Annotated in this window: 19 protein-coding genes and 2 pseudogenes; 1 reads left to right on the top strand and 20 read right to left on the bottom strand. The window is 59.5% G+C overall.

All coding sequences use genetic code 11. From position 1 onward, the window contains the following. Positions 1-120: 120 nt before the first annotated feature. The 3 genes and pseudogenes from DH08_RS06855 to DH08_RS06845 all read right to left on the bottom strand — a co-directional run. Positions 121-960 carry a 2OG-Fe(II)-dependent halogenase WelO5 family protein gene (locus tag DH08_RS06855; protein ID WP_192178597.1) on the bottom strand — a complete coding sequence of 280 codons (840 nt, stop codon included), beginning with the start codon at positions 958-960 and terminating at the stop codon, positions 121-123. Continuing rightward, positions 953-2,209 (bottom strand): diaminobutyrate--2-oxoglutarate transaminase, encoded by a 1,257-nt coding sequence (gene ectB, locus DH08_RS06850; protein WP_192178595.1) that lies wholly within the window; start codon positions 2,207-2,209, stop codon positions 953-955. The genes DH08_RS06855 and ectB overlap by 8 nt, the downstream gene beginning before the upstream one ends. 550 nt (positions 2,210-2,759) lie before the next feature. Then, positions 2,760-2,942 (bottom strand): annotated as a pseudogene (locus tag DH08_RS06845) (transposase); the annotation flags it as partial. 497 nt (positions 2,943-3,439) lie between these two features. On the opposite strand from DH08_RS06845, the gene gmd reads away from it, so the two are divergent. Further along, the gene (gmd, locus tag DH08_RS06840) at positions 3,440-4,501 is read left to right on the top strand and encodes a GDP-mannose 4,6-dehydratase (RefSeq protein ID WP_192178593.1); all 1,062 of its coding nucleotides are present in this window, start codon (positions 3,440-3,442) and stop codon (positions 4,499-4,501) included. 99 nt (positions 4,502-4,600) lie between these two features. Here the strand turns inward: gmd and DH08_RS06835 are convergent, their stop codons facing one another. The 17 genes and pseudogenes from DH08_RS06835 to nifH all read right to left on the bottom strand — a co-directional run bounded on the left by DH08_RS06835 (position 4,601) and on the right by nifH (position 21,124). Continuing rightward, positions 4,601-5,443: an SPASM domain-containing protein gene (locus tag DH08_RS06835; protein WP_192178591.1), complete on the bottom strand. Its 843-nt coding sequence runs from the start codon at positions 5,441-5,443 to the stop codon at positions 4,601-4,603. Positions 5,444-5,660: 217 nt separating this feature from the next. Then, entirely contained in the window at positions 5,661-6,674 is a 1,014-nt protein-coding gene (locus DH08_RS06830) for a 1-aminocyclopropane-1-carboxylate deaminase (RefSeq protein ID WP_192178589.1), read from the bottom strand. 341 nt (positions 6,675-7,015) lie between these two features. Next, positions 7,016-7,339 (bottom strand): exopolysaccharide production repressor protein, encoded by a 324-nt coding sequence (locus tag DH08_RS06825; protein WP_192178587.1) that lies wholly within the window; start codon positions 7,337-7,339, stop codon positions 7,016-7,018. Positions 7,340-7,366: 27 nt separating this feature from the next. Continuing rightward, the gene (gene fdxB, locus DH08_RS06820; protein ID WP_192178585.1) at positions 7,367-7,681 is read right to left on the bottom strand and encodes a ferredoxin III, nif-specific; all 315 of its coding nucleotides are present in this window, start codon (positions 7,679-7,681) and stop codon (positions 7,367-7,369) included. Beyond that, the gene (locus tag DH08_RS06815; RefSeq protein WP_192178583.1) at positions 7,678-7,881 is read right to left on the bottom strand and encodes a CCE_0567 family metalloprotein; all 204 of its coding nucleotides are present in this window, start codon (positions 7,879-7,881) and stop codon (positions 7,678-7,680) included. Before DH08_RS06815 ends, fdxB begins: the two co-directional genes overlap by 4 nt. Positions 7,882-7,907: 26 nt before the next feature. Then, positions 7,908-8,382: pseudogene (locus DH08_RS06810) on the bottom strand (NifX-associated nitrogen fixation protein). A 316-nt stretch (positions 8,383-8,698) separates the two neighbouring features. Then, entirely contained in the window at positions 8,699-9,886 is a 1,188-nt protein-coding gene (locus DH08_RS06805) for a TlpA disulfide reductase family protein (protein WP_192178581.1), read from the bottom strand. A 372-nt stretch (positions 9,887-10,258) separates the two neighbouring features. Then, positions 10,259-10,441: a hypothetical protein gene (locus DH08_RS06800; RefSeq protein WP_192178579.1), complete on the bottom strand. Its 183-nt coding sequence runs from the start codon at positions 10,439-10,441 to the stop codon at positions 10,259-10,261. Positions 10,442-11,243: 802 nt separating this feature from the next. Then, the gene (locus tag DH08_RS06795; protein WP_192178577.1) at positions 11,244-12,131 is read right to left on the bottom strand and encodes a universal stress protein; all 888 of its coding nucleotides are present in this window, start codon (positions 12,129-12,131) and stop codon (positions 11,244-11,246) included. A gap of 105 nt (positions 12,132-12,236) precedes the next feature. Next, the gene (locus DH08_RS06790; protein ID WP_428338288.1) at positions 12,237-12,941 is read right to left on the bottom strand and encodes a response regulator transcription factor; all 705 of its coding nucleotides are present in this window, start codon (positions 12,939-12,941) and stop codon (positions 12,237-12,239) included. Between the two features lie 108 nt (positions 12,942-13,049). Then, entirely contained in the window at positions 13,050-13,529 is a 480-nt protein-coding gene (locus DH08_RS06785) for a NifX-associated nitrogen fixation protein (protein WP_192178573.1), read from the bottom strand. An 18-nt stretch (positions 13,530-13,547) separates the two neighbouring features. Next, positions 13,548-14,045 (bottom strand): nitrogen fixation protein NifX, encoded by a 498-nt coding sequence (nifX, locus tag DH08_RS06780; RefSeq protein ID WP_192178666.1) that lies wholly within the window; start codon positions 14,043-14,045, stop codon positions 13,548-13,550. Beyond that, positions 14,011-15,393 carry a nitrogenase iron-molybdenum cofactor biosynthesis protein NifN gene (gene nifN / locus DH08_RS06775; protein WP_192178571.1) on the bottom strand — a complete coding sequence of 461 codons (1,383 nt, stop codon included), beginning with the start codon at positions 15,391-15,393 and terminating at the stop codon, positions 14,011-14,013. Before nifN ends, nifX begins: the two co-directional genes overlap by 35 nt. Before the next feature lie 9 nt (positions 15,394-15,402). After that, complete coding sequence (nifE, locus tag DH08_RS06770; protein ID WP_192178570.1) at positions 15,403-16,893, bottom strand: nitrogenase iron-molybdenum cofactor biosynthesis protein NifE; 1,491 nt, start codon at positions 16,891-16,893, stop codon at positions 15,403-15,405. A 62-nt stretch (positions 16,894-16,955) separates the two neighbouring features. After that, positions 16,956-18,497 (bottom strand): nitrogenase molybdenum-iron protein subunit beta, encoded by a 1,542-nt coding sequence (gene nifK / locus DH08_RS06765; protein ID WP_192178568.1) that lies wholly within the window; start codon positions 18,495-18,497, stop codon positions 16,956-16,958. Between the two features lie 134 nt (positions 18,498-18,631). Continuing rightward, positions 18,632-20,134 (bottom strand): nitrogenase molybdenum-iron protein alpha chain, encoded by a 1,503-nt coding sequence (gene nifD, locus DH08_RS06760; RefSeq protein ID WP_192178566.1) that lies wholly within the window; start codon positions 20,132-20,134, stop codon positions 18,632-18,634. Between the two features lie 96 nt (positions 20,135-20,230). Beyond that, a complete protein-coding gene (gene nifH / locus DH08_RS06755; protein WP_192178564.1) occupies positions 20,231-21,124 on the bottom strand; it encodes a nitrogenase iron protein in 894 nt (297 codons plus the stop codon). Between the last annotated feature and the right edge of the window lie 692 nt (positions 21,125-21,816).

The following is a 21,816-nucleotide window of genomic DNA, read 5'->3' as shown; positions in this document are numbered from 1 at the left end:
AGCCCCAGGCCGGACTCTAATCCCAACTGGAGGAAATTACAGGTGGCAGGTCACCCGTTACGAAAGTTGTTGCCGCCTTAACTGCGCGCGGAAGCCGGTCAGTCGTTGCGACATCCAACTTCAGGTCCACCAGAGAACAAGGTCCGGCCGCGCAAACCCGAAAAAGCTGTTCAGCAGCACGCGACGCTTTCCGGTGCCTGATTGGCCGGTGACCCCGTGAACGAAACCTCCGTCGATCAAGGCGATATCCCCGGCCCTGAGCTGGAAGTCGCGACAAGGAACGGCCTCGAGATAGGCTGCCGAATAGGGATAGCCCGTGGTCTCCACACCCTGCGATTTTCGGTCGGTGACTGTCGGCTTGTGGCTCCAGAGTCGCAGATTGCCACCTTCCTCGGCCATGCTGGGATAGAAGTTGAGCGCCGCGACGGTGTTGTTGGCCACTGCAGAAATCTCGTAATCGTTCCCAGCACATAGGACTTGAGCGACATCGTCGTGGGGGTCCAAGGAAAACGTGCCACTGCCAGACCAACTGAGAGCGCGACAAACATTAGCCTGACCGTGCTCCGAACGGGCCAGCCGCAATTCAATGCCCTGGTTGTGAAGCTCGCGCTTCAACGCATCGAACAATCCGCGGACCGGATCAACCAGATTGCCAAAAAGGGCGTCGACGTACGGTCGCGCAGTTTCCGCCTCTACGAAATAGGTCGCTGCATCCTTCCTGTAATGGGAAGCGCCGACATATTGTCCGGGCACCCCATCCTTGCGCTCCTTGAGACCGGGACTGCCACTGAAGTTCGCGGTGATCTCCTCGGCTATTTCGGTGCTGAAGGCCTGCTTGATGTGCAGAGCAGTGATCTCACCTTTCAGGACTGAGATGATCTCCGCAGCGCTGATCGAGCCGGTTCGCTCTCTGACCGCAACAGGCGAGATAGCTGGCACTTGAGATACCGGGTTAGGCATTGGCTTGCTCCTGTAGTGCGTGATCAAGGATAGCGATGCCATGATCGAGTTCGACATCGGTGATGGTTATCGGCGGCAGGACTTTGATGACGTCGCGACTTGGCCCTGAAGATTCAATCAGCAGGCCATTTTCGAACGCGACATCGTGCACACGCCCGACGTCGGCCTGTGAACGGCACTTGAGGCCGGCCATCAGGCCACGGCCGCGCTTTTGTGCGATGCACTTGGGAAACTTCGCGACGAGGCGGTCAAGGTGTCCTTGCAGCTTGATGGCTGTCCGCTCGACGCCTGCAGTAAATTGCCTGTCGGACCACATTTTGCACATGGCCCCCGCAGTCACGAAGGCGAAATTGTTGCCTCTGAAGGTCCCGCTATGTTCTCCGGGATTCCATATGTCCATGTCGGGGCGAATAAGAACAATGGAGAATGGACTACCTGAACCGCTTAGGGATTTGGAAAGGCACACGATGTCGGGTTCGATTTTTGCGAACTCGAAGGAGAAGAAATCGCCCGTTCGTCCCGCACCTGCCTGAATGTCGTCGACGATCAAAACAACGCCGTGCTTACGGCAAATGCGCTGAATCTCTGTGAGCCAAGCTGCGGATGCGGCGTTCATGCCGCCTTCTGCCTGGATGGTCTCCAGAATGATTGCGGCGGGCTTTTCAATGCCGCTCCCAGGGTCGCCCAAAACCCAGTCGATGTAACTGGCGGAATCGAAAGCTTGGCTCGGATAGCCGTAATAGGGGACACGGACCACATCGTGGCGAGCAACGCCGCCTAGCTCCCTGGTTGACGCTGAACCCGACACCGCCAGAGAGCCGAGTGACATGCCGTGGAACGCATTCGTGAAGGCCATGACGCTCGAGCGGCCGGTATATTTTCGCGCCAGCGCCAGCGCCGCTTCGTTGGCGTTTGTGCCGGTCGGCCCAGGAAACTGTATCTTGTAGGAAAGGCCCCTGGGCCTCAGGATAGAACGGACGAACGCTTCAATGAAGTCACGCTTCGCCACTGTATACATGTCAAGCGACAGAAGGATGTTCTCGCCGGCGAGATATTCAATTGCTGGCGCAATAATATTCGGGTTGTTGTGTCCGTAGTTGAGCGCACCGGACCCTACAAGGAAATCGATAAAGGGCTTACCGCCCTCGTCCCAGATTGTCGCCCCAAGGGCCCTTGTAAAGACCGTGGGAAACGACCGCCCGTAGCGACGAACGTTAGACTCATGAGCCGTAAAAACGCCGGTGTTCATTTTTGAGTTCCCCTGCATGTAGACGTCGCGTTAAACGAGAGGTGATTAAAGCGTTTGGCTGGTTTCGGTTGTTCTTCAGTTTCAGCTAGAAGATCAGAACAGTCGGGACGGACGTTTGGACGGTCGGCGACTTTCCGAAAGATCTGCTGCCATTCCAACATGCTCCTCAAAAGCTTCGCCATACGATGGAGACCGGGCATGGGCGGCATCTCAACTGCTGCACAGACGCACTTCGAAGCCTCCACCGTCACCACGTCGCTCTGCATACCGATATCTCTCGGTCAATTCGTCGGAACAAACTCAGTTCTAGAGTTTTCGGGCAGGCGTCGATACTACGGCATCTGGTAGTTGACGCATCTGCTCGGCGCCCATGAAAGGCGCCTGCTAATCAATAATATCAAAAGCTGAGTCCCAACGGCGGCTCATGTGTGACAGGCGCTTCCACCGTACAGCACAGCATGTTGGGTGTTGCAGGTCCCTTCGGCAGCAAGACGAATGGAATGGGTTTCATGCCATGGAGCTGCTGCCCATCCCTATCGCCTTTTGGCCTTTTGACCAGGTCGTCAACCGAGCGTGTCGAGATGCCTTGCGCGTAGGCTTCTTTGATGACGGCTTTCAGCGCTTTCTCGGCCGTGCGGCGCTGTTCCAGCAAACTCGGGAAGTATCAGCCCTTCCTGAGCTTGGGGATGCGCAGATCGACGATGCCGGCCCGCGTCTCCCAGTCTCTGTCGCGGTTAGCCGTTGCGTTGAGCGGTGCTGCAAGACCCTGAGTGGAGGCGGAGCCGCATAGGTCGAACGCAATCCAGTGGGAGACATTCGGTCAATGCAGCGGTTGTCGGGCTGAAGTAAGCAATGCCATCTCAGCGCCGCGCGGATCTCCTGAGTTATTTGGAGTCTGCGTTCGAAGGCCCCGAAACATGTATCCATCCCGTAGATGCATTGCATCGAAACAATCGATTTTACGAAGAGTAAAGGACATGAAAAGACGCCGCTTCGGAAGGCGACGCCTACAAGAAGGTCTCTCCCCGTCATGCGGAAGGTGGAGGCGGATCTGATGCCGACGGCACACGACGCTTCATGTAATCCGCACGCCTTCTTAACATCACTCGAGGCAAAGATTTCAGCTAAGATGGTCATACAGCGCGGATTGCACCGCGATTGCGCAGTAAGTCGTTCGCGCGCGCCGTTGAATATTCCTGTCCAGATGCTTCATCCACGGAAATATCACAAATGAGTTCACCCCGGCGTACGGCATTCATTACAGGTATCACCGGCCAGGACGGCGCTTTGCTTGCCGAACTGCTGCTTTCGAAGGGCTACATGGTGCATGGCCTGAAGCGGCGGGCCTCGCTGATCGGGAATACCCAGCGTATCGACCATCTCTATCAAGACCCGCATGAGGACCATCCCGACATGGTCCTGCATTACGGGGACATGACGGATGCGACAAACCTGATCCGTCTTCTGCAGGAGACGCAGCCCGACGAAATCTACAATCTCGCTGCGCAAAGCCACGTGCAAGTCTCGTTCGAGACCCCCGAATATACGGCCAATGCCGATGCGCTCGGCACGCTGCGGCTGTTGGAAGCGATCCGCATTCTTCGCCTCGAGGACAAGACGCGGTTTTACCAGGCCTCCACATCCGAACTCTTCGGTTCGGTCCAGCGCGTCCCGCAGGAGGAGACTACCCCGTTTTATCCGCGATCGCCGTATGCGGTGGCGAAGCTCTACGCCTACTGGATCACGGTGAACTACCGTGAGGCATACGGGCTCTATGCCAGCAACGGGATTCTGTTCAATCACGAAGGACCGACGCGCGGCGAGACATTCATCACGCGCAAGGTGACGCGTGCAGTAGCTGCGATAATGGCCGGCAAGCAGGACTGCCTTTATCTCGGAAATCTGGAGGCAAAGCGTGACTGGGGCTCGGCGCGCGACTATGTCGAGGGCATGTGGCGCATCCTGCAGCACCACGAGCCTGACGATTTTGTGCTCGCGACCGGCGAGACGCATTCGGTCCGCAGCTTTGTCGAGGCTGCCTTCAGGCGGGCTGGGAAGGAGATCGTCTGGGAGGGCAAAGGCGTCGACGAGGTGGGCCGGGACCGCAAGAGCAACCAGGCGCTGATCCGGATAGACAAGCGTTATTTCCGCCCGACCGAGGTTGACCTGCTGATCGGTGATGCCTCCAAGGCGGCCACCAAGCTTGATTGGAAGCCGAAGACCACTTTCGATGAGCTCGTCTCGGAAATGGTCGAGGCCGACTGCCGCGCCTACGGGATTACGCTCGCTTGACGTGAAAAGACAATGATTTCGCCGGACGGCAAAGGCATTTGCAGTCCAAAGCAATCCGCATTCGCCGGCCGCCTTTTCAGGCGGTCCGCCAGCATCCAGTCAGCATCGGTGCTTTGGATCGGCATATTCGCACATCCTACAGAGCAGAAAGCCATCCGCTCCATTCATGCGATCAACGATTTCGCAAAAAGCTGGGCTTTCAAAGAGATCGGCGTATTCGTCGCATAGAAGGTTGCCCAATACGTGACGCCGTTCAAAATCCATCGAGCAGAGCGTAACGTCGCCGTTTGGAAGAAGAACATTCCGATACTGTCGTTCGTCCACGCATAGCAGCGCTCCGACGACTGGCTGCCGTGGTTCAACGATCTTAGGGTCGACGCTTCCACCCCTGCTACTTACCGGTCGTGCGCGAACTAGTGCTTCGGCAGGGATAATGTCGACGATATCGGGATGGGCCTCGCCCAAAACCACGAATCGAATCGAGGGGATGTCCGCGTCAACGAGTTGACGAACCAAATCGCGATACTTGTCTCCGACAAGGCGGCTATTCATGTAGGCGCCATCATCAAAAACATGGACCACGAATACCCCCAAGCGCAGCGCTTGCAAGCGTTGTAGATCCCGCCCCTTCATTCCCACAAGCGTCGTGAAAATCCTGATGCCGTGGCCTCTGGCGGAAGCGTGCTCGACCATTTCGGTGCAGTCCGGATTGAGCCAAGGCTCGGAGCACCCCGCAAAACTAATGTCGACGGAAGTTGGTACGCGCGCCAGACAGCGCTTGTAATCTTCAAGACTAAGATGCTTGGAATGATATACTTTTCTTTGCCGATCCGCGAACTTGTCCTGCGGACAATATGAACATCCGACGATGCATCCTGTGGTCGTCGTTATCTCCAAAACTCTGCCTGCTGGGATAGCAGAGCGCAGTTCCGGTAAAATCACCTGTTATGACTCCCACTTCTCTGGTCCTGCATAACGTCCAGAATGGTGTCCTTTGGCTTTCTTGACACCGCCGGTTAAGACGTTCCGAATAAACTCGGCCATCTTCGCCTTGACAGCAGTCAACAGCCGGCTTCCTCAATTTGCCAAGCGGACCATCAAACGAACTTGGAGCGCATCGCTTGCATGGCAGGGCGGCGCAATCGCAATCTGTCGAGCGTCAGCCATTGCGAAAGGTGTAGCCGTAACCGTTGATCGCCGGCGCGCCGCCGAGATGCGCGTAGAGGACCCTCGCCCCCTCCGGAAAGAAGCCTTTCTGGACGAGGTCGATCATCCCTTGCATCGATTTGCCCTCGTAGACGGGATCGGTAATCATACCCTCGAGCCGCGCACACAGGCGGATGGCCTCCTTGGTTCCCTCGGACGGAATGCCATAAAGCGGGTGCGCGTAGTCCTCGAGCAACACCACCTCATCCTCGACGAGTTCGGTTCCGAGATCTACGAGCGTCGCTGTATCTTGGGCAATGCTAAGCACCTGTGCCTTGGTTCTCGCGGGGGTCGCGGAGGCATCGATACCGATCACATTGCGCTGTCGACCGTCCTTGGCAAATCCGACGAGCATGCCGGCATGCGTTGAACCTGTGACTGTGCAAACGACGATGTAGTCGAAGGTAAACCCAAGCTGTTTCTCCTGAGCCCGCACTTCCTCCGCGAATCCCACATAGCCGAGGCCTCCATTCGGGTGAACAGACGCTCCGGCTGGTATCGCATAGGGCCTGCCGCCCCTTGATTTGACCTCATCGAGCGCTTGTTCCCAACTGCGGCGGATGCCGATGTCAAAGCCCTCGTCGACCAGGCGCACCTCTGCGCCCATGATGCGGCTCAAAAGAATGTTGCCGACCCGGTCGTAGACGGCATCCTCATGGGGTACCCAGCTCTCCTGAACCAGGAGACATTTCATGCCGATCTTGGCGGCGACCGCGGCGACCATCCGCGTGTGGTTGGACTGCACGCCGCCAATGGAGACAAGCGTATCGGCATTTGACGCGATCGCGTCGGGGATGATGTATTCGAGCTTGCGCAGCTTGTTTCCGCCGAACGCGAGACCGGAGTTGCAGTCCTCGCGTTTGGCGTAGATTTCCACCTTTCCCCCTAGATGCTTGCCGAGGCGGTCGAGCTTCTCGATGGGCGTGGGTCCAAAGGTGAGCGGATAGCGTTCGAATTTTTCCAGCATGTTCTCTCCGGCAAGACCTGATTGAGCTGAAGTTAGCTATGCACGAGTCATTCTAAGAGGCGCGTTTGATTTGAGGTTAGCTTCGTTCTCCGACGTTCCAAAAGAGCCCATCATTATGTTGCGGCGCCTCGTTCGTCATCGAAACCAACCAACCCGCATGCCGGCGTGCAGCGATGGGTTGCCCGCCCATGGAACCGGAAATTGTATCTGCCGGATTGGAACGACCGGAATGCGGTCGTCCACCGACCATATCAAGCACAGTATTCCTTCTAAGTTCCGCTCAATGTTCATGGGTTGGTCCAAAGTGGCGTTAACCCGAGCACTGACCTTGTCATGGCGCCTCAAGGCAGCAGCAGCGATATGGCCAGCATTTGATCGCGCTGGAGCACATCTGCGGATTCATTCGTCACCTCACCATGGTCTGGCGCGTGGGATCCAACTTCCTTGCAACTGCCGAAATGCTCAGCCATTTCGCCAGCTCTGTTAGCGAAGCCAGACCGCCAGATCAGAAAGAGCACGCTTGCGAAATACGCCAACTGGAGGAGCAGCGAACAGGCCAGCGTCGTGACGACTGCTAGGCGGATGGAATGAGAAGCGAAGTAGACGGTCAGAGCGTTGCTGCACAGGACCACCCCCAGGACGCGACAGAAGATTTTAAAGGGCAACGCCGTTCTCCTGGTTTGTCCGCCAGATCATGCAGCGACCTTGTCGGCCGCAACATGCGTCTGGCAGTTCTTCGGGCAGACGCGGGCGCAGGCTCCGCAGCCAATGCAGCGGCCGGCATGGTCGACGACCATGATCATGCGATTGAGCTCGCCGTCGAAGTCATCGTCTTCGCCGTCGCAGATACCGAGGATTTCACCCGCGTCATCGGCGCCGTAAAGATGCATGACCTCGCGCGAGCAGACCTTGAAACAGCGGCCGCAGCCGATGCATGTCGTGCCGTCGATAGCGGTGAGATACTCCGGCATCCATGTGGAGCCGTCGCGGGTGATGAAAGCGCTCATCGTGAATTCTCCGACGCAGCGAGCTCTCTCTTGGCAGCGTCCCACTCGGCAAACACGTCGAACATTTTCTCGGCAACCGCTTTGATCTCAGTCCAGTTGACCGGGAGATCCTCGGCAAGGTCGTGCAATTCCATCTTTGCGGTTCCCGCACGCGACTGCAGCTTGCGGACCTTCTTCTGCAACTCCTCAAGGCCTGACATGATCCCCTTCCTCGAAACTGGTTTCATCACGCCGGCGCCACGTCGGGATAGGCCGCAAGCCTGCAGTCGCATCGTCGACCAGTTTCGTACCGGCCTCCGCGAGTTTCCGGAACGTCTCGAAGCCGAACCGGTGGACGTCCCGACAGAACGACCAACCGCCGGACCGCGAAAAGCCTGCGCCCGAAGCCCTCATTGGTTTCACTGCGATGTCATCAGGCCGGAGCGCTCCCCGATCGCACGCCCCACGGCGGTGTAAAACATATCGAGCCTCCACAGCACGTCCGGATCGGGATCGCCGTTGATGGGGACCGCACGGCGCTGTTCCTTGGTGATGATGAAGTCGGCCAGCAGCTCGGCGTCAGCTTTGCCTTCCCATGATCCGTAGGAATCCTGAGCACGGATCAGCCGCACGAGGCATTTGACGAACGGGGTGGCAAGGGCCGCCTCGTCCTCGGCGACAGCAGGGCCAGCCGGGGCGTCAGACACTTTCCTTCTCCTCATCAGTCCTCTTCCTCGATGGACGATTTCTGTTTTCGGGGACGCCTACTTCGGGCACATTTGCGCAGCCGGCGTCCAGCTCGGGGCGGCCGATTCCACGCTGTCCCTGTGGCCGACCTTGAAGAGGTCCTCGACTGCGACGTCTTCCACTGCAGTGCGAATTCGCGTCGACCATCACTTCTGCCGCGATGGGTCTGGAGGTCATCGCAAGATTCGAGTCTCGAACCCGCTGCAAAAGATCCACCCTGTGCTGCGTTGACCCTGCTTGCAGCGGCCACGCCAGAGAAATGGACGAATTGGCCAGTAAACATTCCGACCATCACTCCTTTTTGTGTTTTCTCCTCGGCTTTATGTTCTTCCTCGTCCGGCCGCGCTTTGGCACTTTCGGGAAATTGTTTTGCGGAGCCGCACAGAGAGCGCCGCAACAAACCTTCTCACTCTTGTAGTTGGCCAGCGCCTGCAGCAATTCCGGCAGAAGGTGCTGTTTCAGTTCGTCCGCCACAGGCTCCGGACCGTCCAGCGACTTCAGTGCCAGCTCGACCAACTCGATCGCGCGATCTTTGTTGCCACTCTCATGATAGTACCGAGCGACCGCCGGGTAAGACCAGAACTTAGGGCTCTCGCCTTGCGGAGGATTCAGTGCCAGCATGTGGTCGGACAGCTCTTTGCCGATCGCGAAGCGCTCAGCAGACGGAAAGCGCGAATGGTCAAGGTTCGGATGGAAGAGTTGGTCTAGCGCCGCAATCATCCAATGCTCGGAGTTTCTGTCGATCGCGTCGTGCGCGAATTGGCGCATGGTAGGCAAGCCGGTCCACATGTCGTGCATTCTGTGAAGCACCAGATGCGCATGAGCCTGGCGGAAATTAAGGTGGTCCGGCATCAAGGCGATGCCCTCTTCGATCGCCGAGAGCGCCGTCTTCCAATCCTCTTTCTCCACCGCCGCCCTAAATCTGTCATTGATCGGCTTCTTCAACGCTTGTTCGCGCGCTATGGATTCGCTTTCGGCGATCCGCCGCGTATCGGCGGTTTTCCCTTCATCGCTAGTGCGCCAGCTGCCGTTAAGCACTTTCGGCAAAACGTCATCGAGCTCAGTCGGATGACCGATAAAGGCGATGTGGCCGTCTCGGTCGACCACGAATGAGGTGGGAATCCCGACAGAAAAGCTGGGTTCCATCCAAAGCTTGTTCATTTCGCCTGTGTGGTCGAACGCGATCCGGTAGTTCAGATTCGAGCACTTTTCGCTCAACCATGCATCCAACTTGGTTCGGGCCTCATCGGCCGTCGGAGCCTGTTCATCGGCCGCGACGCCGATGACCTCAAGTCCGCTGTCCTTGTATTGCTCCTGCAACTGCACCAGATGGGGCATCGCCGCCAAACATGGTCCGCACCAGGTTGCCCAAAATTCGACGATGTACACTTTGCCGGGCTGGAAGTTCGTGAGGGGCTCGCCAAGCAGCCAGTCCTGCACTTTGATCGAAGGAGCCGGTGACTCCATCCGCAATACCATGTTGCTCTCCAAAGCTATTGCCAAAGGTTGCGCGACCTTATGCGCGAGCTTGTTTGCCCCTTAAGACGGGGCCACACGGGTTCAAGGAAAGGAGAGCAACGCTCGTCTCGCTCGTCTGCATTCAGTCAGCCCTCTGTCCGTGTTGCCGCATCTCAATTCGCAAAGGCTGTGCCAGCGCGCTCTACGCGCGGTAAGCGCATGATTGGGCTTTGAAAACCTCCACCTGCCCAAGATGGCCGGTTGTATTGAACCCGACATGTTTTCTCTCTCTGTCAGGTTCTGGACATGCATCACGCGCCTCCCATCGCCAAAAAAGAGCCTGGCCACGGACGACTGAACATGTATTCGGGCTGAGGGACGAGCAGATAGACATTATGACTGCAATACCGCCTGGCTGGTCATCATCGTTCGCTTCTCGCCACCTGGCTTGAGCTTCTTGCCGTTCTGGTCGGTCAGGCGGTAGAGGATCTCACCATTTGCGATTGCGAGGGGCCGCTCCATCCGAGCCTGTGCCCCGCCCTCTTCCGCCCTGCGATTGAATTTTGCTGGCGACATAGGAGTTCTTCGACGAACCCGGGTCAGCTGCGGCTCGCGAATGCCGCCATCGTCAGATTGACGATGATGACGAAAAGGCCAGGAAGAGTGCCGGCATCTGCCTCCCGGTGAACTCTCCGCGGTTCCTGCTTAGTGTCGTTATCTTTCTGTGTCCCCTGGACTCAGGCGCTACGGGACCGCCTGGTGCGAATGTGAGCGTTGTCGGATTGACCAGCCAAAGACCGCCCGCCCGGTCGCCACGCGGCTCGGGCCGGACCGACTGAACACGCTGAGGATGCGGCCGTCCTTCGCCGCTAACCGCCTACAGACCCAGGCAATGGCAACCTGATTGACGCCATCGATTCACGCCCACTACGGCCAAGAGCACGACCGTCCCGACTCGACGTTGCGGGCCCCGGCCACGGCACGGGTCATCGCGTTGTTCACCACCCAGCTGCAGTGAGCAAGAGATCTGGTCGCGCGCATGCGAATGCCGCTACGGGTCCGAACTCGACCTGCCGCGCTGAAACGACTCTCCTTCTCGACCTGACGCCGACCTGCGAAGCCGTGGCATTGAGTGCATTGAGGTGCGCTGTACCTCTGCGCGGCCGGCCTCCGCGTTGCGGATCATCTCGGGCCGAGCGGAACCCCCGACAGCGCGCTAGAGAGGTCCGGGATGATCTCGGCGAGGGCGCGCGCCGATTGGCTGCGAGGAGCTTCGCGAAATTTCGCGCGTTTGCCGCGACCTTTCTCCCAATTGGTATCAGGATAGGTGACCCAGGAGAGTAGAGCTTCGAACAGCTCGGTGCTCCCCTGGAACCAGTCAGCGAGCCAAAAACAGCGGCAATGGCGGTTTCCCAACTATCCATCTCGTGACACCGCCGAAGAGCCGCTCACGCAGCCGGCGGCTGCCATACGCGCCCATGACGATCATGTCTGCGGACGTGTCGATTGCGTGCTGCGCGAGCACCGTTGCCACCGGTTTACCGGCGCTCGGCAACCGATCAACCGACACCTGAGCACCGTGCCGAGTAAGATAGGCAGCGATGTCAGCTCCCGGCTCGGCGCCGTTTCCGTTGCAGGTCGCCTTCGGATCGACCAGTGTGACACGAACTTCCTCAGCATCGCATAGCAGATCCAGCGCTTCCCGAACCGCGCGGGTCGCCTCGACTCGCGAATCCCAGCCGACCAGCACGCGCCGCGGCGACAGTGTCGCCTCAGCGCCCTTTGGCACGACAAGCACAGGCTTTCCCGTGTCGAACAAGCTGCCGTTGATAACGAGAGGTCCGAGATTATTGTCGTCGAGAAGAGCGGGGCCGACGATTGTCAGGTCGTTGCAGTGCGCCCGCTGTCGGACCGCGTCGCCGACGTCTGCCTCATCGCAGTAGTCTGTATCGACGTCAGAGCAAAGCCACATGCCTCTCAGCAGTGTCTGAATTTCCCTGGATGTTTTTTCCAGATGGGCCATGTCCTCCGAAAATCTCTCGATCTGCCTAAACCGTTTGTCCAGCCTGGCAATAGCCTGCGCGCGTTGTCCAGGCCACTCGGGGATGCCATCGCCTAGCGACGGAGACGGCATAACGAGCGGCGGAGGCGACATAATCAACACGGAAAGATACGCGCCGACCTCGGCACACAAGCCGGCAACTGTTTTGACGTCCTTATCGGAGTGGTCAGAACCCGTGACACAGAGTATGCTTTTAAAACCCATCTGACTGCTTCTTTCTAAGTATGTCGCACCTGTAGGCGCGTTTCGAAGCTGCAAGAGTTGTGCCACTCCTCATCTCCGTCGTGCTCAGGGCCACCGGTTCGCTATTCAGCCGTCCGGCTTATCGAGCGAGTAGCCGGCCGACCTGACGGTGCGAATGACGCTGCCGGGCGAGGCCGTCTTCAGTGCCTTTCTGATCCGGCTGATATGGACGTCGACGGTGCGTGGTCCGATATGGATATTGTTCGGCCAGGCCGCGGCGATCAGGTCGTCTCGGCTGAAGACCTTGCCGGGAGCCTCAAGAAGATGCCGCAGCATGTTGAACTCGATCGGTCCCAGATGGATGTCGTGGCCATTGCCGCGAACCCGGTGGGCATCGAGCCTCATTTCAAGGCTGCCGCAGCGGAGCCAGCCGCCGTCTGAGATCCCGTTGGAACCCGGCTTCGGCAGCGCCAGCTTCGTCCGTAGGCACTCAAGCAGCTTGGCCGGCGCGATCGGCCGCACAAAGCTCTCGTCGATGCCTGCCTTCAAAAGATCGAGGTGCTGGTTCTCGGCGCCGGGCGCGATCAGGGCGATAATGGGCAGGCCACCGGTCCGGGGCTCCCGCTTGAGCCGGGCGCAGATTGCGGACCCGGTTATCCTTGCTGGCCCACAGTCCAGCACCACGGCCTGGAATTCCCGTTCGTCAGTCAATGAAAGCGCTTCCTTCGCGCCGCCTGCCGGCTCACTGGCGAAGCCGTCCACCTCCAGTATGTGGCTGAGGAACAGATAGAACTCGACGTCTTGCGAACAGATGAGGACGAGTGGCTTCATCAGCGCTACCCCAAGAACCGCATCTGCCTGGACCGGGTGGGCTGCGTGGGCTGGCCCTTGCAGCTCCTCAAGGCCTGACATGATCCCCTTGCTCGAAAATCGGTTTCATTACGCCCGTGCCATGTCGGGGTAGGCTTCGATGGCCGCGAGCGCATCGGCGACCAGTTTCGTACCGGCCTCCGCAAGTTTCCGGAACGTCTCGAAGCCGAACCGGTGGACGTCGCGCAGGGTCTTCGACAGAACGACCAACCGCCCGGACGTGAACAGCACGCGCCCGAAGCCCTCATGGCTCATCTCCATCATCGGCGATGCCATTAGGCCGGAGCGCTCCTCGATCGCAAGCCCGACGGCGGTGTAAAACATGTCGAGCCTCCACAGCACGTCCGGATCGGGGTCGCCGATGATCGGGATCGCACGGCGCTGTTCCTTGGTGATAATGAAGTCGGCCAGCAGCTCGGCGTCAGCTTTGCCTTCCCATGATCCGTAGGAATCCTGAGCACGGATCAGCCGCACGAGGCATTTGACGAACGGGGTGGCAAGGGCCGCCTCGTCCTCGGCGACAGCAGCGCTAGCCGCGGCATCTGACATTTCGCCTTCTCCTCAATTTCAGTCCTCGTCGTCGAAGGACGGTTTCTTTTCGGCGACGCCTGCCTCTGCCAGCACTTTGCGCAGCCAGGGCGGAGGACACGTCCTGAGCATCATCTGCGTACGCAACAGCACCTCCTGAATGGTTTGGGGCTGCGGCACCTTGATCGGGTGGATTTTTGCCGAAACAACCTTGGCCGCCGAAGGTCCGCCGATCGCCAGACAAAACAGGAGATGGCAGCCCTTTAGCGCCTCGACCTTCGGCGTGATGCGGTCATCGCCCTCGATCCGATGCTTCCCGTTCTCATCGGAAACGTCATCGAAGGCCAAGGCTTCCACGAGATGCCACTCCTCGCGCGTCACGTCGTAGACAGCAAAGCGTCTGGCCGAGCCGAAATGGGCATTGAGGTCTTTCATGTCCTGAGTGGCGATAGCTACGCGTAATACGCCTGCTCGTCTTTCCGGCATCGGTGCGTGAACCTCGTCAGTGACGAGTGAGAGGCGACGAACGGGGCCCATCTGGCGTTTCTCGCTTGCGGAGGGGATCAAGTTCTTCAGGTGTCGGCGCCTGCCGGTAAGCCTGAAAAATGTTGGCAACCTCGAAAACCAGGTCGCGGGTGCCCTGATAGAGGATTGTGAGCTTGTGCTGGCTGCCAAGCCGGTCGAAGATCGGGAAGCCGACGCGCATGAGCGGAATGCCAAGGCGCTCAGCCGCCTGGCGGCCGTGGGAATGAGTGACGAGAAGATCGGCGCTCGCCGCAAGAGCTTCCAGATCGCCGAGATCACCGATCTGAACCGACTCCGCCGGTACTTTTTCCAGAATTTTCGACATATCGGTCGTGGCGACGGCCGCCGCGATTTCGGAGCCCATGCCGGTGAAGAACGTCGCGAGCTGGTAGAGTTGGTCTGGTTCAGCAGCAATCGCAATTTTCTTGCCTCCGAAATGAAAATGTCCGTCGAGCAACGCATCCTGCAATTGCGCCCGGCGACGGCGCACCCCGGCCGGCACCGCCGCGCCCGAAATCGTGGACAGCAGCGAGACGAACCGGTCGGCGCCCTTCAATCCGGTCAGCGACTGGAACAGCACGTAGGGCACGCCGGTCAACCTCCACAGCACCTCGGCCGGGCGGCGCATATGCTCGCCAATGGCGATGCATTGCGCGGCCTTGCCAAGCTCGCGGATGTCCTCGACGCTGGCGCCGCCATAGGTGGTCGTGACCCAGCGGTCGGGCACGGTGCCGTCGAGCGAGCCTGAAACGTCCGGCAAAATTACCGGCTTCAGCCCAAAGCTTTCAACCATCTCACGCAAATGCTCGATGTCAGCCACAGTGAGGTTCCAGCCGGGCAGGATCGCGATCTTCTTCGGCTGCCGCGCCTGTTCGCCGGGCCGTGTAATGCCTTCGATCATCGCCGTGACAGCTTTGGCCCAACCGTCTTCGATCGCGCCGTCGAAATCCGGCGTGTTGGCCAACACGACCTCCGTACCCGCGATTTCTTCCGCGCGCTTCAGCTTGATGTCGGCGATGTCTCCTGCGCAATCTTCGCCACGGGTTTCCACCAGTGCGGTCGTGCAGACCCCAATCAGCTTTGGCTTTGTGCGGGTCTTGAGGTTGAGGATCGCCTCTTCCAGATTGTCCGCCCCGCCGAGGATCGTCGTCACTTCGTCCATCGCGGTGGTCTGCAGGGGGATCGCTTCCTTGAAATGCCGCACGAAGAGCACGAGCGCGAAGCTGGTGCAGCCCTGGCTGCCGTGGAACAGCGGCATCGCACCCTCGACCCCAAGAAAGGCCAAGGCCGCACCCAGCGGCTGCGAGGATTTCAGCGGATTGACCGCCGCTGATTTGGTCTGGGAAAGGATGCGGGCCATCGGCTTTCCTCACCGCTTGTCGAAATCGTCGGCCGCCGTGCCGGCAAATTCCTGGACAGCGTGCAAGGTCGCGGTCTCGCTCTTCGTGTTTCCCAGTTCGTCCTTCACGGCAGGCTGGCAATCCCACGGTGCCGGTTCCCGCACCTGGCGCCAGATCGGGTTGTGAATGGCAAGGTCGATTTGGCGTACGAGTTCCACCATGCCGTCATAGCCGGCATAGGGGTGCTGGCGCTCCTGGTTGATGTCGAGCCAGGGTGTCTTGGCCTTCAGCGCGATGAATTGCGTGCGCCCGCCCGACAGCATGATGTCGGCCTTGTGATCTGAGAGCATGACGTAAAGGTCGCGGGCTGCCATCTGCTCGAACATGTGGTTGTCGTCCTTGAGGAGCTGCTTGATGCGCTCCTTGTCTTCGACTGTGGATTTCTTGACCGAGGTGCCGACGATCTCCATGCCGATCTCCATCAGCGCGTGGACGACCGACCAAGACTTCACACCGCCTGTATTGAGAAGCACGCGCTTGCCTTCAAGCCGCCGCCGGTAAGCCTCGAGCTTCTTCCACGCAATCGCCTCCTCCTGTGCGATCAGCGTCTCCGTGCGGGGGAGGATCTCCGGATCGGCGCCCTTCCTCACGAGCAGTTCAGCAATGTTGCGCAGTGCTTCCGAGGTGTCGGTGATGCCGTAAAAGGAGCCTTCGAAGAACGGGATGTCCCAGCGCTCCTCCATCTTGCGGGCCAGATTGATGAGCGCGGTCGAGCACACCATCATAGCCGCCCTGGCGCGGTGCGCTGAAGCAACGTCGAGGTAGCGCGCGTCGCCCGGAATGCAGGCGCGCACCCGGATCCCGAGCCGGTCAAGGAGCGGCTTCACCAGCCAGAACTCGCCGGAGAGGTTGAATTCGCCAAGGATGTTGATGTCGTACGGCCCGGCGTCGTCGGGTTCCACCGTGCCGATGACATGATCGAGCAACGCCTCGCCGGCGAGCTTGTTGCCGAGGTTCTTGGAGCCGGCCAAGCCCGGAGCATTGACCGGCACCACGGCCAAGCCGAATTTTTCCCCCGCGCGCTTGCAGACGGCTTCGATGTCGTCGCCGATCAGCGCCGTCACGCAGGTCGAATAGACGAAGATCGCTGGCGGCGCATATGTTTCCTTGATCTCGCGGATCGCCTTGAAAAGCTTCCGCTCGCCCTGCCCCATCACCACGTCGAGTTCGGTGAGATCGGTCGTGAAGCTTGTGCGCCACAGCGTTGCCCTGGACGAAGCCGCGCCACGGTTGTCCCAGGAATTGCCCTCGCAGGCGAGCGGCGCATGGACCAGGTGCGCGACGTCGGTGATCGGCTGCAGCACGATCTTGGCGCCATCAAAGGCACAGCCGCCGGCCGTCGCCCCCGGCGTCAGCGGCTTCGAACAGCCCTCTTTGCGCGCCTTGGCATCCTTGCCGCGGTTCTTATCGCAGGCGGGCTCGTTGAAGACATCCTGGATTTTGGCACTGAGCGAGGACATTACGTCGGTCTCCAAAGACCATTGGGGGACGGATGGCGTCGGCGAAAAGCCGGCCGCCGCTGTTAGCGGGTGAGGTCATAAGAATAGTCCGTCACGCCCGTCTCGCTTGTCTCGCGATCGAGCTTGTCGAAGATCTTGTCGAGGATCGTCGTCAGCACGCGCAGCCCGCCTTGGTAGCCCATGAGCGCAAAGCGATGGTGATGGTGCCGGTCGAAGATCGGAAACATCAGCCGGATCAGTGGCGTGCCGGTGTCGCGCTCCAGATACTTGCCATAGGAATTGCCGATCAGCAGGTCCACCGGCTCGGTGAAGAGCAGCGAGCGCATCGCCCAGAGGTCCTTGCCCGGCCAGACTTGAGCGTCCTTGCCGAAGGGCGAGGATGCAAGCAGTTCCTTCATCTCGGCTTCCCACGCCGAGGTGCCGTTGGTGGCGAGGCAATGTGTCGGCTCGCCGCCGGTCTCCATGACGAAGCGGGCCATGGCGTGGACGAAATCCGGATCGCCGTAGATCGCGTATTTCTTGCCATGCAGCCAGGACTGGCTGTCGGCCATGGCGTCAATCAGTCGGCCGCGCTCCAGGCGGATTGTCTCAGGGATTTCCTTGCCGGAGATCGCCGAGAGCTCCATCAGGAATTCGTCGGTCGCCTGGACGCCGAGCGGGTAGTGGAACGAGGCCGTCGCCTGTCCGACTTGCTCGCAATATTCCAGCGTTTTTCGGGTGTTGTAATGCTGGAGCGAAAGTGTCGCCTCGGCGTTGAGTGCTTTCTTCACGTCTTCGATCTTCGTGCCGCCGTCATACATGCGGTATTCGCCGTCCGACGGGGTGTCGAACTGGTCTGAGGCGTCCTGGATGAAGGTGTAGGACACGCCCATCAGGTCAAGCAGGCGTTTGAGTTCCCGGTTGTTGCCGACGCAGAAGCCGTCGAAACCCGGAATGATGTTGACGGTTCCCGCGGCTTCCGTGCGCTCCTGGCCTTTCCAGAAGTGCTCCAGAATGCCTTTTACCATACCGTCATAGCCGTCGACATGGCTGCCGACGAAGGCCGGCGTGTGGGCGAAGGGCACGTCGAAGTCGCGCGGGACCGAGTTTTCGTCCTTGGCGTTCTCGATGAAGCTGTGCAGGTCGTCGCCAATGACCTCTGCCATACAAGTCGTCGAGACGGCGATCATCTTCGGATCGTAGAGCTGGTAAGTGTTGGCGAGCCCATCGACCATGTTCTTCAGGCCGCCGAAAACTGCCGCATCCTCGGTCATCGAGGAGGAAACCGCAGAAGCAGGCTCCTTGAAATGGCGCGACAGGTGCGAGCGGTAATAGGCCACGCAGCCCTGACTGCCGTGCACGAAAGACATGGTTCGCTCGAAGCCTGCGGCCGCGAACACCGCGCCGAGCGGCTGGCAGGCCTTGGCGGGGTTTACCACAAGCGCTTCGCGGGCGAGGTTCATTTCGCGGTATTCCCACGTCTTGGTGAATTCGCGTTGATCGGTAACGATCTGATCCGGGTGCGGACATTCGAAATTCAGCTTCTTCTCGGCGAGCATCTGCCTGTATTCCGGCTCGCGGAACAGGGGAGCGTGGTCGAGAATTTTTTCAGCCGACTGCGGCATTGGTCATTACCTCTTTTTCATCTGGCCGCGCCATACGGCAGCTCAGGGACGTCGAGACGTTTTCAGGTTCCCGCGGATCACGCGGCCGCGGGCGTTCATCGTCTGCTTGGGGAGGCCAAGCTGAGGCCAGTTGTTTATTCGGCGGCCATCGCCCGCCCACGGCGCGGGCTTTCTTTCCAAGGCGCGTCGTACAGGCCCCAGACCGGGTTGTTGATGGCAAGATCCACGTCGCGGGCGAAAATGGCAAAGCCGTCATAGCCGTGATACGGTCCCGAATAGTCCCAGGAGTGCATCTGGCGGAACGGTATGCCCATTTTCTGAACCGGGTATTTTTCCTTAATGCCCGAGCCGACGAGGTTAGGGCGAACCCCCTCGATGAACTTCTCCAACTCATAACCGGTCACGTCATCATAGATCAGTGTGCCGTTCCTTACGTAATGGCCGGTGCGCTGATAGTCATCGTTGTGGGCGAACTCGTAGCCGGTGCCGACGATTACCATGCCGAGGTCCTCGTAGGCGGTGATGACGTGACGGGGGCGCAGGCCGCCGACGTAGAGCATGACGGTATTGCCTTCGAGGCGCGGCCGGTACTTGGCAATGACCGCATCAACAAGCGGCCTGTACTTGGTGATAACCTTCTCCGTCTTCTCCTCGATTTCAGGGCCAAAATGCTTCGCTATCTTGCGCAGAGAGTCCTCGATCTGGGAGGGGCCGAAGAAATTGTACTCCATCCAGGCGATGCCATACTTTTCCTCCATGTGCCGGCAGATGTAGTTCATCGACCTGTAGCAATGGATGAGATTGAGCTTGGCCTTCGGCGCGCGCTCGATCTCGGCAAGTGTCGCGTCGCCCGACCAGTTGCCGACAACGCGCAGCCCTATCTCCTCGAGCAGGATGCGCGAGGCCCAGGCGTCGCCGCCGATATTGTAGTCGCCGATCACGTTGACGTCGTAAGGGCCGGCCTCGAACTCGACGTCCTTCTTCTCGAAGACCCAGTCGCGGATCGAGTCGTTGGCGATGTGATGGCCGAGCGATTGCGAGACGCCGCGGAAGCCCTCGCAGCGCACCGGCACGATCGTCTTTCCGTGCTCCTTGGCCTTGTTACGGGATACGGCTTCGGTGTCGTCGCCAATCAGGCCGATCGGGCATTCGGATTGCACGGTGATGCCATTGTTGAGGGGAAACAGTCCCTCAATCTCGTCGATGATCTGTTCCAGCTTCTTGTCGCCGCCGAAAACAATGTCCTTCTCCTGGAAATCGGAGGTGAACTGCATTGTCCCGAACGTGTCGATGCCCGTCGTGCCGACGTAGTAGTTGCGGCGTTGCGACCAGGAATATTGTCCGCAGCCGACCGGGCCGTGCGAGATATGGACCATATCCTTGACCGGACCCCACACCACGCCCTTTGAGCCGGCATAGGCGCAGCCGCGAATCGTCATCACGCCCGGAATGGACTTGATGTTCGATTTGACGTCGCATTCAGAAAGGACCTCGCCTTCCTCGCCAGCCTCGTCCTCGCTCTTTGCGACGCTGAGGTGCTTTTTGCGGCGCTTCGCCGCTTTGTCGGGATACTGCGACAGCACCTCCTCGATAAGCTTCGCATGGAGAGCACCGTCATTCTCGTAATCCAGGCTCATGGGACCCCTTTCAATTCAGGTGACGCCTCACCGACGAGGCGCCGTTCTTTGAAAGGCGCGCCAGCTCAAGGCCGCGCCTCATGTCGGCAGTGTTCGTTACTGTGCGGCCGCCTTCGGCGCTTCCTTGGCCTGAAGCTCGGCAAGCATCTGCTCGTCGGTCTTCATGATGCCGAAGTCGAGCAGCATCTCCTCAAGCTCCTCCATGGTGATCGGGGTCGGGATGGTGCCCTGCCCCGAATTGGCATGGATCTTCTCGGCCAGCGCCCGGTATTCCCCCGCCTGCTTGGAGTCCGGCGCATACTGGATAACGGACATCTTCCTGAGCTCGGCGTGCTGGACGATGTTGTCGCGCGGCACGAAATGGATGAGCTTGGAATTGAGCCTGGAAGCCAGCGCTTCGGCGAGGTCGAGCTCGCGGTCGGTTTGGCGCTCGTTGCAAATCAGGCCGCCGAGCCGCACGCCGCCCGAATGGGCATATTTCAGGATGCCCTTGGCGATGTTGTTGGCGGCGTAGAGCGCCATCATCTCGCCGGACATGACGATATAGATTTCCTGGGCCTTGCCCTCGCGGATCGGCATCGCGAAGCCGCCGCACACCACGTCCCCGAGCACGTCGTAGGAGACATAATCGACATCGTCATAGGCGCCGTTCTCCTCGAGGAAGTTGATCGAGGTGATGACGCCGCGGCCGGCGCAGCCGACACCCGGCTCGGGACCGCCGGATTCCACGCACTTGATGCCCTTATAGCCGACCTTGAGCACGTCCTGGAGCTCGAGGTCTTCGACCGAACCTTCCTGCGCCGCGAGGTGCAGGACCGTATCCTGCGCCTTCGAGTTCAGGATCAGGCGGGTGGAGTCGGCTTTGGGGTCGCAGCCGACGATGAGGATCCTCTGCCCGAGGTCGACAAGGGCGGCGAGCGTATTTTGGGAGGTGGTGGACTTGCCGATGCCGCCCTTGCCGTAAAAGGCGATCTGACGCAGACCTGACATGTAGCTTTCCTTCCTTCGTTCAATCCATCGCGGCTGCCCGCGACATGAATGCCGGTCGGCAGCTCTCGCCGCCTCGCACCAAAGGGTTTCAAGACTCGTGCCAACTTGGCCGATCGGGTCGTAGAAAAATTTCGTGGTTGCTTTTCAGGGATTTAACTTGAAGCCGAACAAGCGATTGTCCGAACAAGCCGTGTTGCAGACCAGACAATGGCGACACAAAGCGTCGGATAGCGATCCTCGAGACCGGTACCAGCTCACCTCGGAGACCTGGAACATGTTGGGGCAGCGAGTCGGGTGCGATTTGATGGGAGACCGGTCCAGAGGACATCGGGTCCGCGCGTGCTTGAGCAGCCGACGCTGAAAGGATTCCACCTGGCGCTCCAATCTGGGTGTCAGCCACTTGGCTGTCGGCGCCGGTTGTCGCGTAGAGCGCGGTCCGGGTCGGCCAAGCAGCCCCGACAGTGTGCGCTCCGCTAGAGCGCCGGCATGTGAGCCCCATATGCCGCGGCAGTGAAGTAGTATCTGCATTCTGTTGGGGAGAAGTGATTGCAAATCTCGCCAATGGCCTGCCACAGAGCGTCGGTTGTTCTGGATGGGACTTGGCGGCGCAGACGCCGTGAACCACTGGATGTAAGGGGTGACGGCGATGCGGCCATTCGTCAATTTGCTTTCCAGACGATGGTTTTCAATGG

Origin of the sequence: Mesorhizobium amorphae, from assembly GCF_014843845.1 — a bacterium.
Taxonomy (GTDB): Bacteria; Pseudomonadota; Alphaproteobacteria; order Rhizobiales; family Rhizobiaceae; genus Mesorhizobium; species Mesorhizobium amorphae_A.
The sequence above is the reverse complement of the archived record's forward strand: the minus strand, read 5'-3'. Positions and strand labels throughout refer to the sequence as shown.

Coding starts and splice junctions, on each gene's coding strand:
- DH08_RS06855 (WP_192178597.1), bottom strand. CDS start 960: ATGCCTAACCCGGTATCTCAAGTGCCAGCTATCTCGCCTGTTGCGGTC.
- ectB (WP_192178595.1), bottom strand. CDS start 2,209: ATGAACACCGGCGTTTTTACGGCTCATGAGTCTAACGTTCGTCGCTAC.
- gmd (WP_192178593.1), top strand. CDS start 3,440: ATGAGTTCACCCCGGCGTACGGCATTCATTACAGGTATCACCGGCCAG.
- DH08_RS06830 (WP_192178589.1), bottom strand. CDS start 6,674: ATGCTGGAAAAATTCGAACGCTATCCGCTCACCTTTGGACCCACGCCC.
- fdxB (WP_192178585.1), bottom strand. CDS start 7,681: ATGAGCGCTTTCATCACCCGCGACGGCTCCACATGGATGCCGGAGTAT.
- DH08_RS06815 (WP_192178583.1), bottom strand. CDS start 7,881: ATGTCAGGCCTTGAGGAGTTGCAGAAGAAGGTCCGCAAGCTGCAGTCG.
- DH08_RS06805 (WP_192178581.1), bottom strand. CDS start 9,886: ATGGTATTGCGGATGGAGTCACCGGCTCCTTCGATCAAAGTGCAGGAC.
- DH08_RS06800 (WP_192178579.1), bottom strand. CDS start 10,441: ATGTCGCCAGCAAAATTCAATCGCAGGGCGGAAGAGGGCGGGGCACAG.
- DH08_RS06795 (WP_192178577.1), bottom strand. CDS start 12,131: ATGGGTTTTAAAAGCATACTCTGTGTCACGGGTTCTGACCACTCCGAT.
- DH08_RS06790 (WP_428338288.1), bottom strand. CDS start 12,941: ATGAAGCCACTCGTCCTCATCTGTTCGCAAGACGTCGAGTTCTATCTG.
- DH08_RS06785 (WP_192178573.1), bottom strand. CDS start 13,529: ATGTCAGATGCCGCGGCTAGCGCTGCTGTCGCCGAGGACGAGGCGGCC.
- nifX (WP_192178666.1), bottom strand. CDS start 14,045: ATGGGCCCCGTTCGTCGCCTCTCACTCGTCACTGACGAGGTTCACGCA.
- nifN (WP_192178571.1), bottom strand. CDS start 15,393: ATGGCCCGCATCCTTTCCCAGACCAAATCAGCGGCGGTCAATCCGCTG.
- nifE (WP_192178570.1), bottom strand. CDS start 16,893: ATGTCCTCGCTCAGTGCCAAAATCCAGGATGTCTTCAACGAGCCCGCC.
- nifK (WP_192178568.1), bottom strand. CDS start 18,497: ATGCCGCAGTCGGCTGAAAAAATTCTCGACCACGCTCCCCTGTTCCGC.
- nifD (WP_192178566.1), bottom strand. CDS start 20,134: ATGAGCCTGGATTACGAGAATGACGGTGCTCTCCATGCGAAGCTTATC.
- nifH (WP_192178564.1), bottom strand. CDS start 21,124: ATGTCAGGTCTGCGTCAGATCGCCTTTTACGGCAAGGGCGGCATCGGC.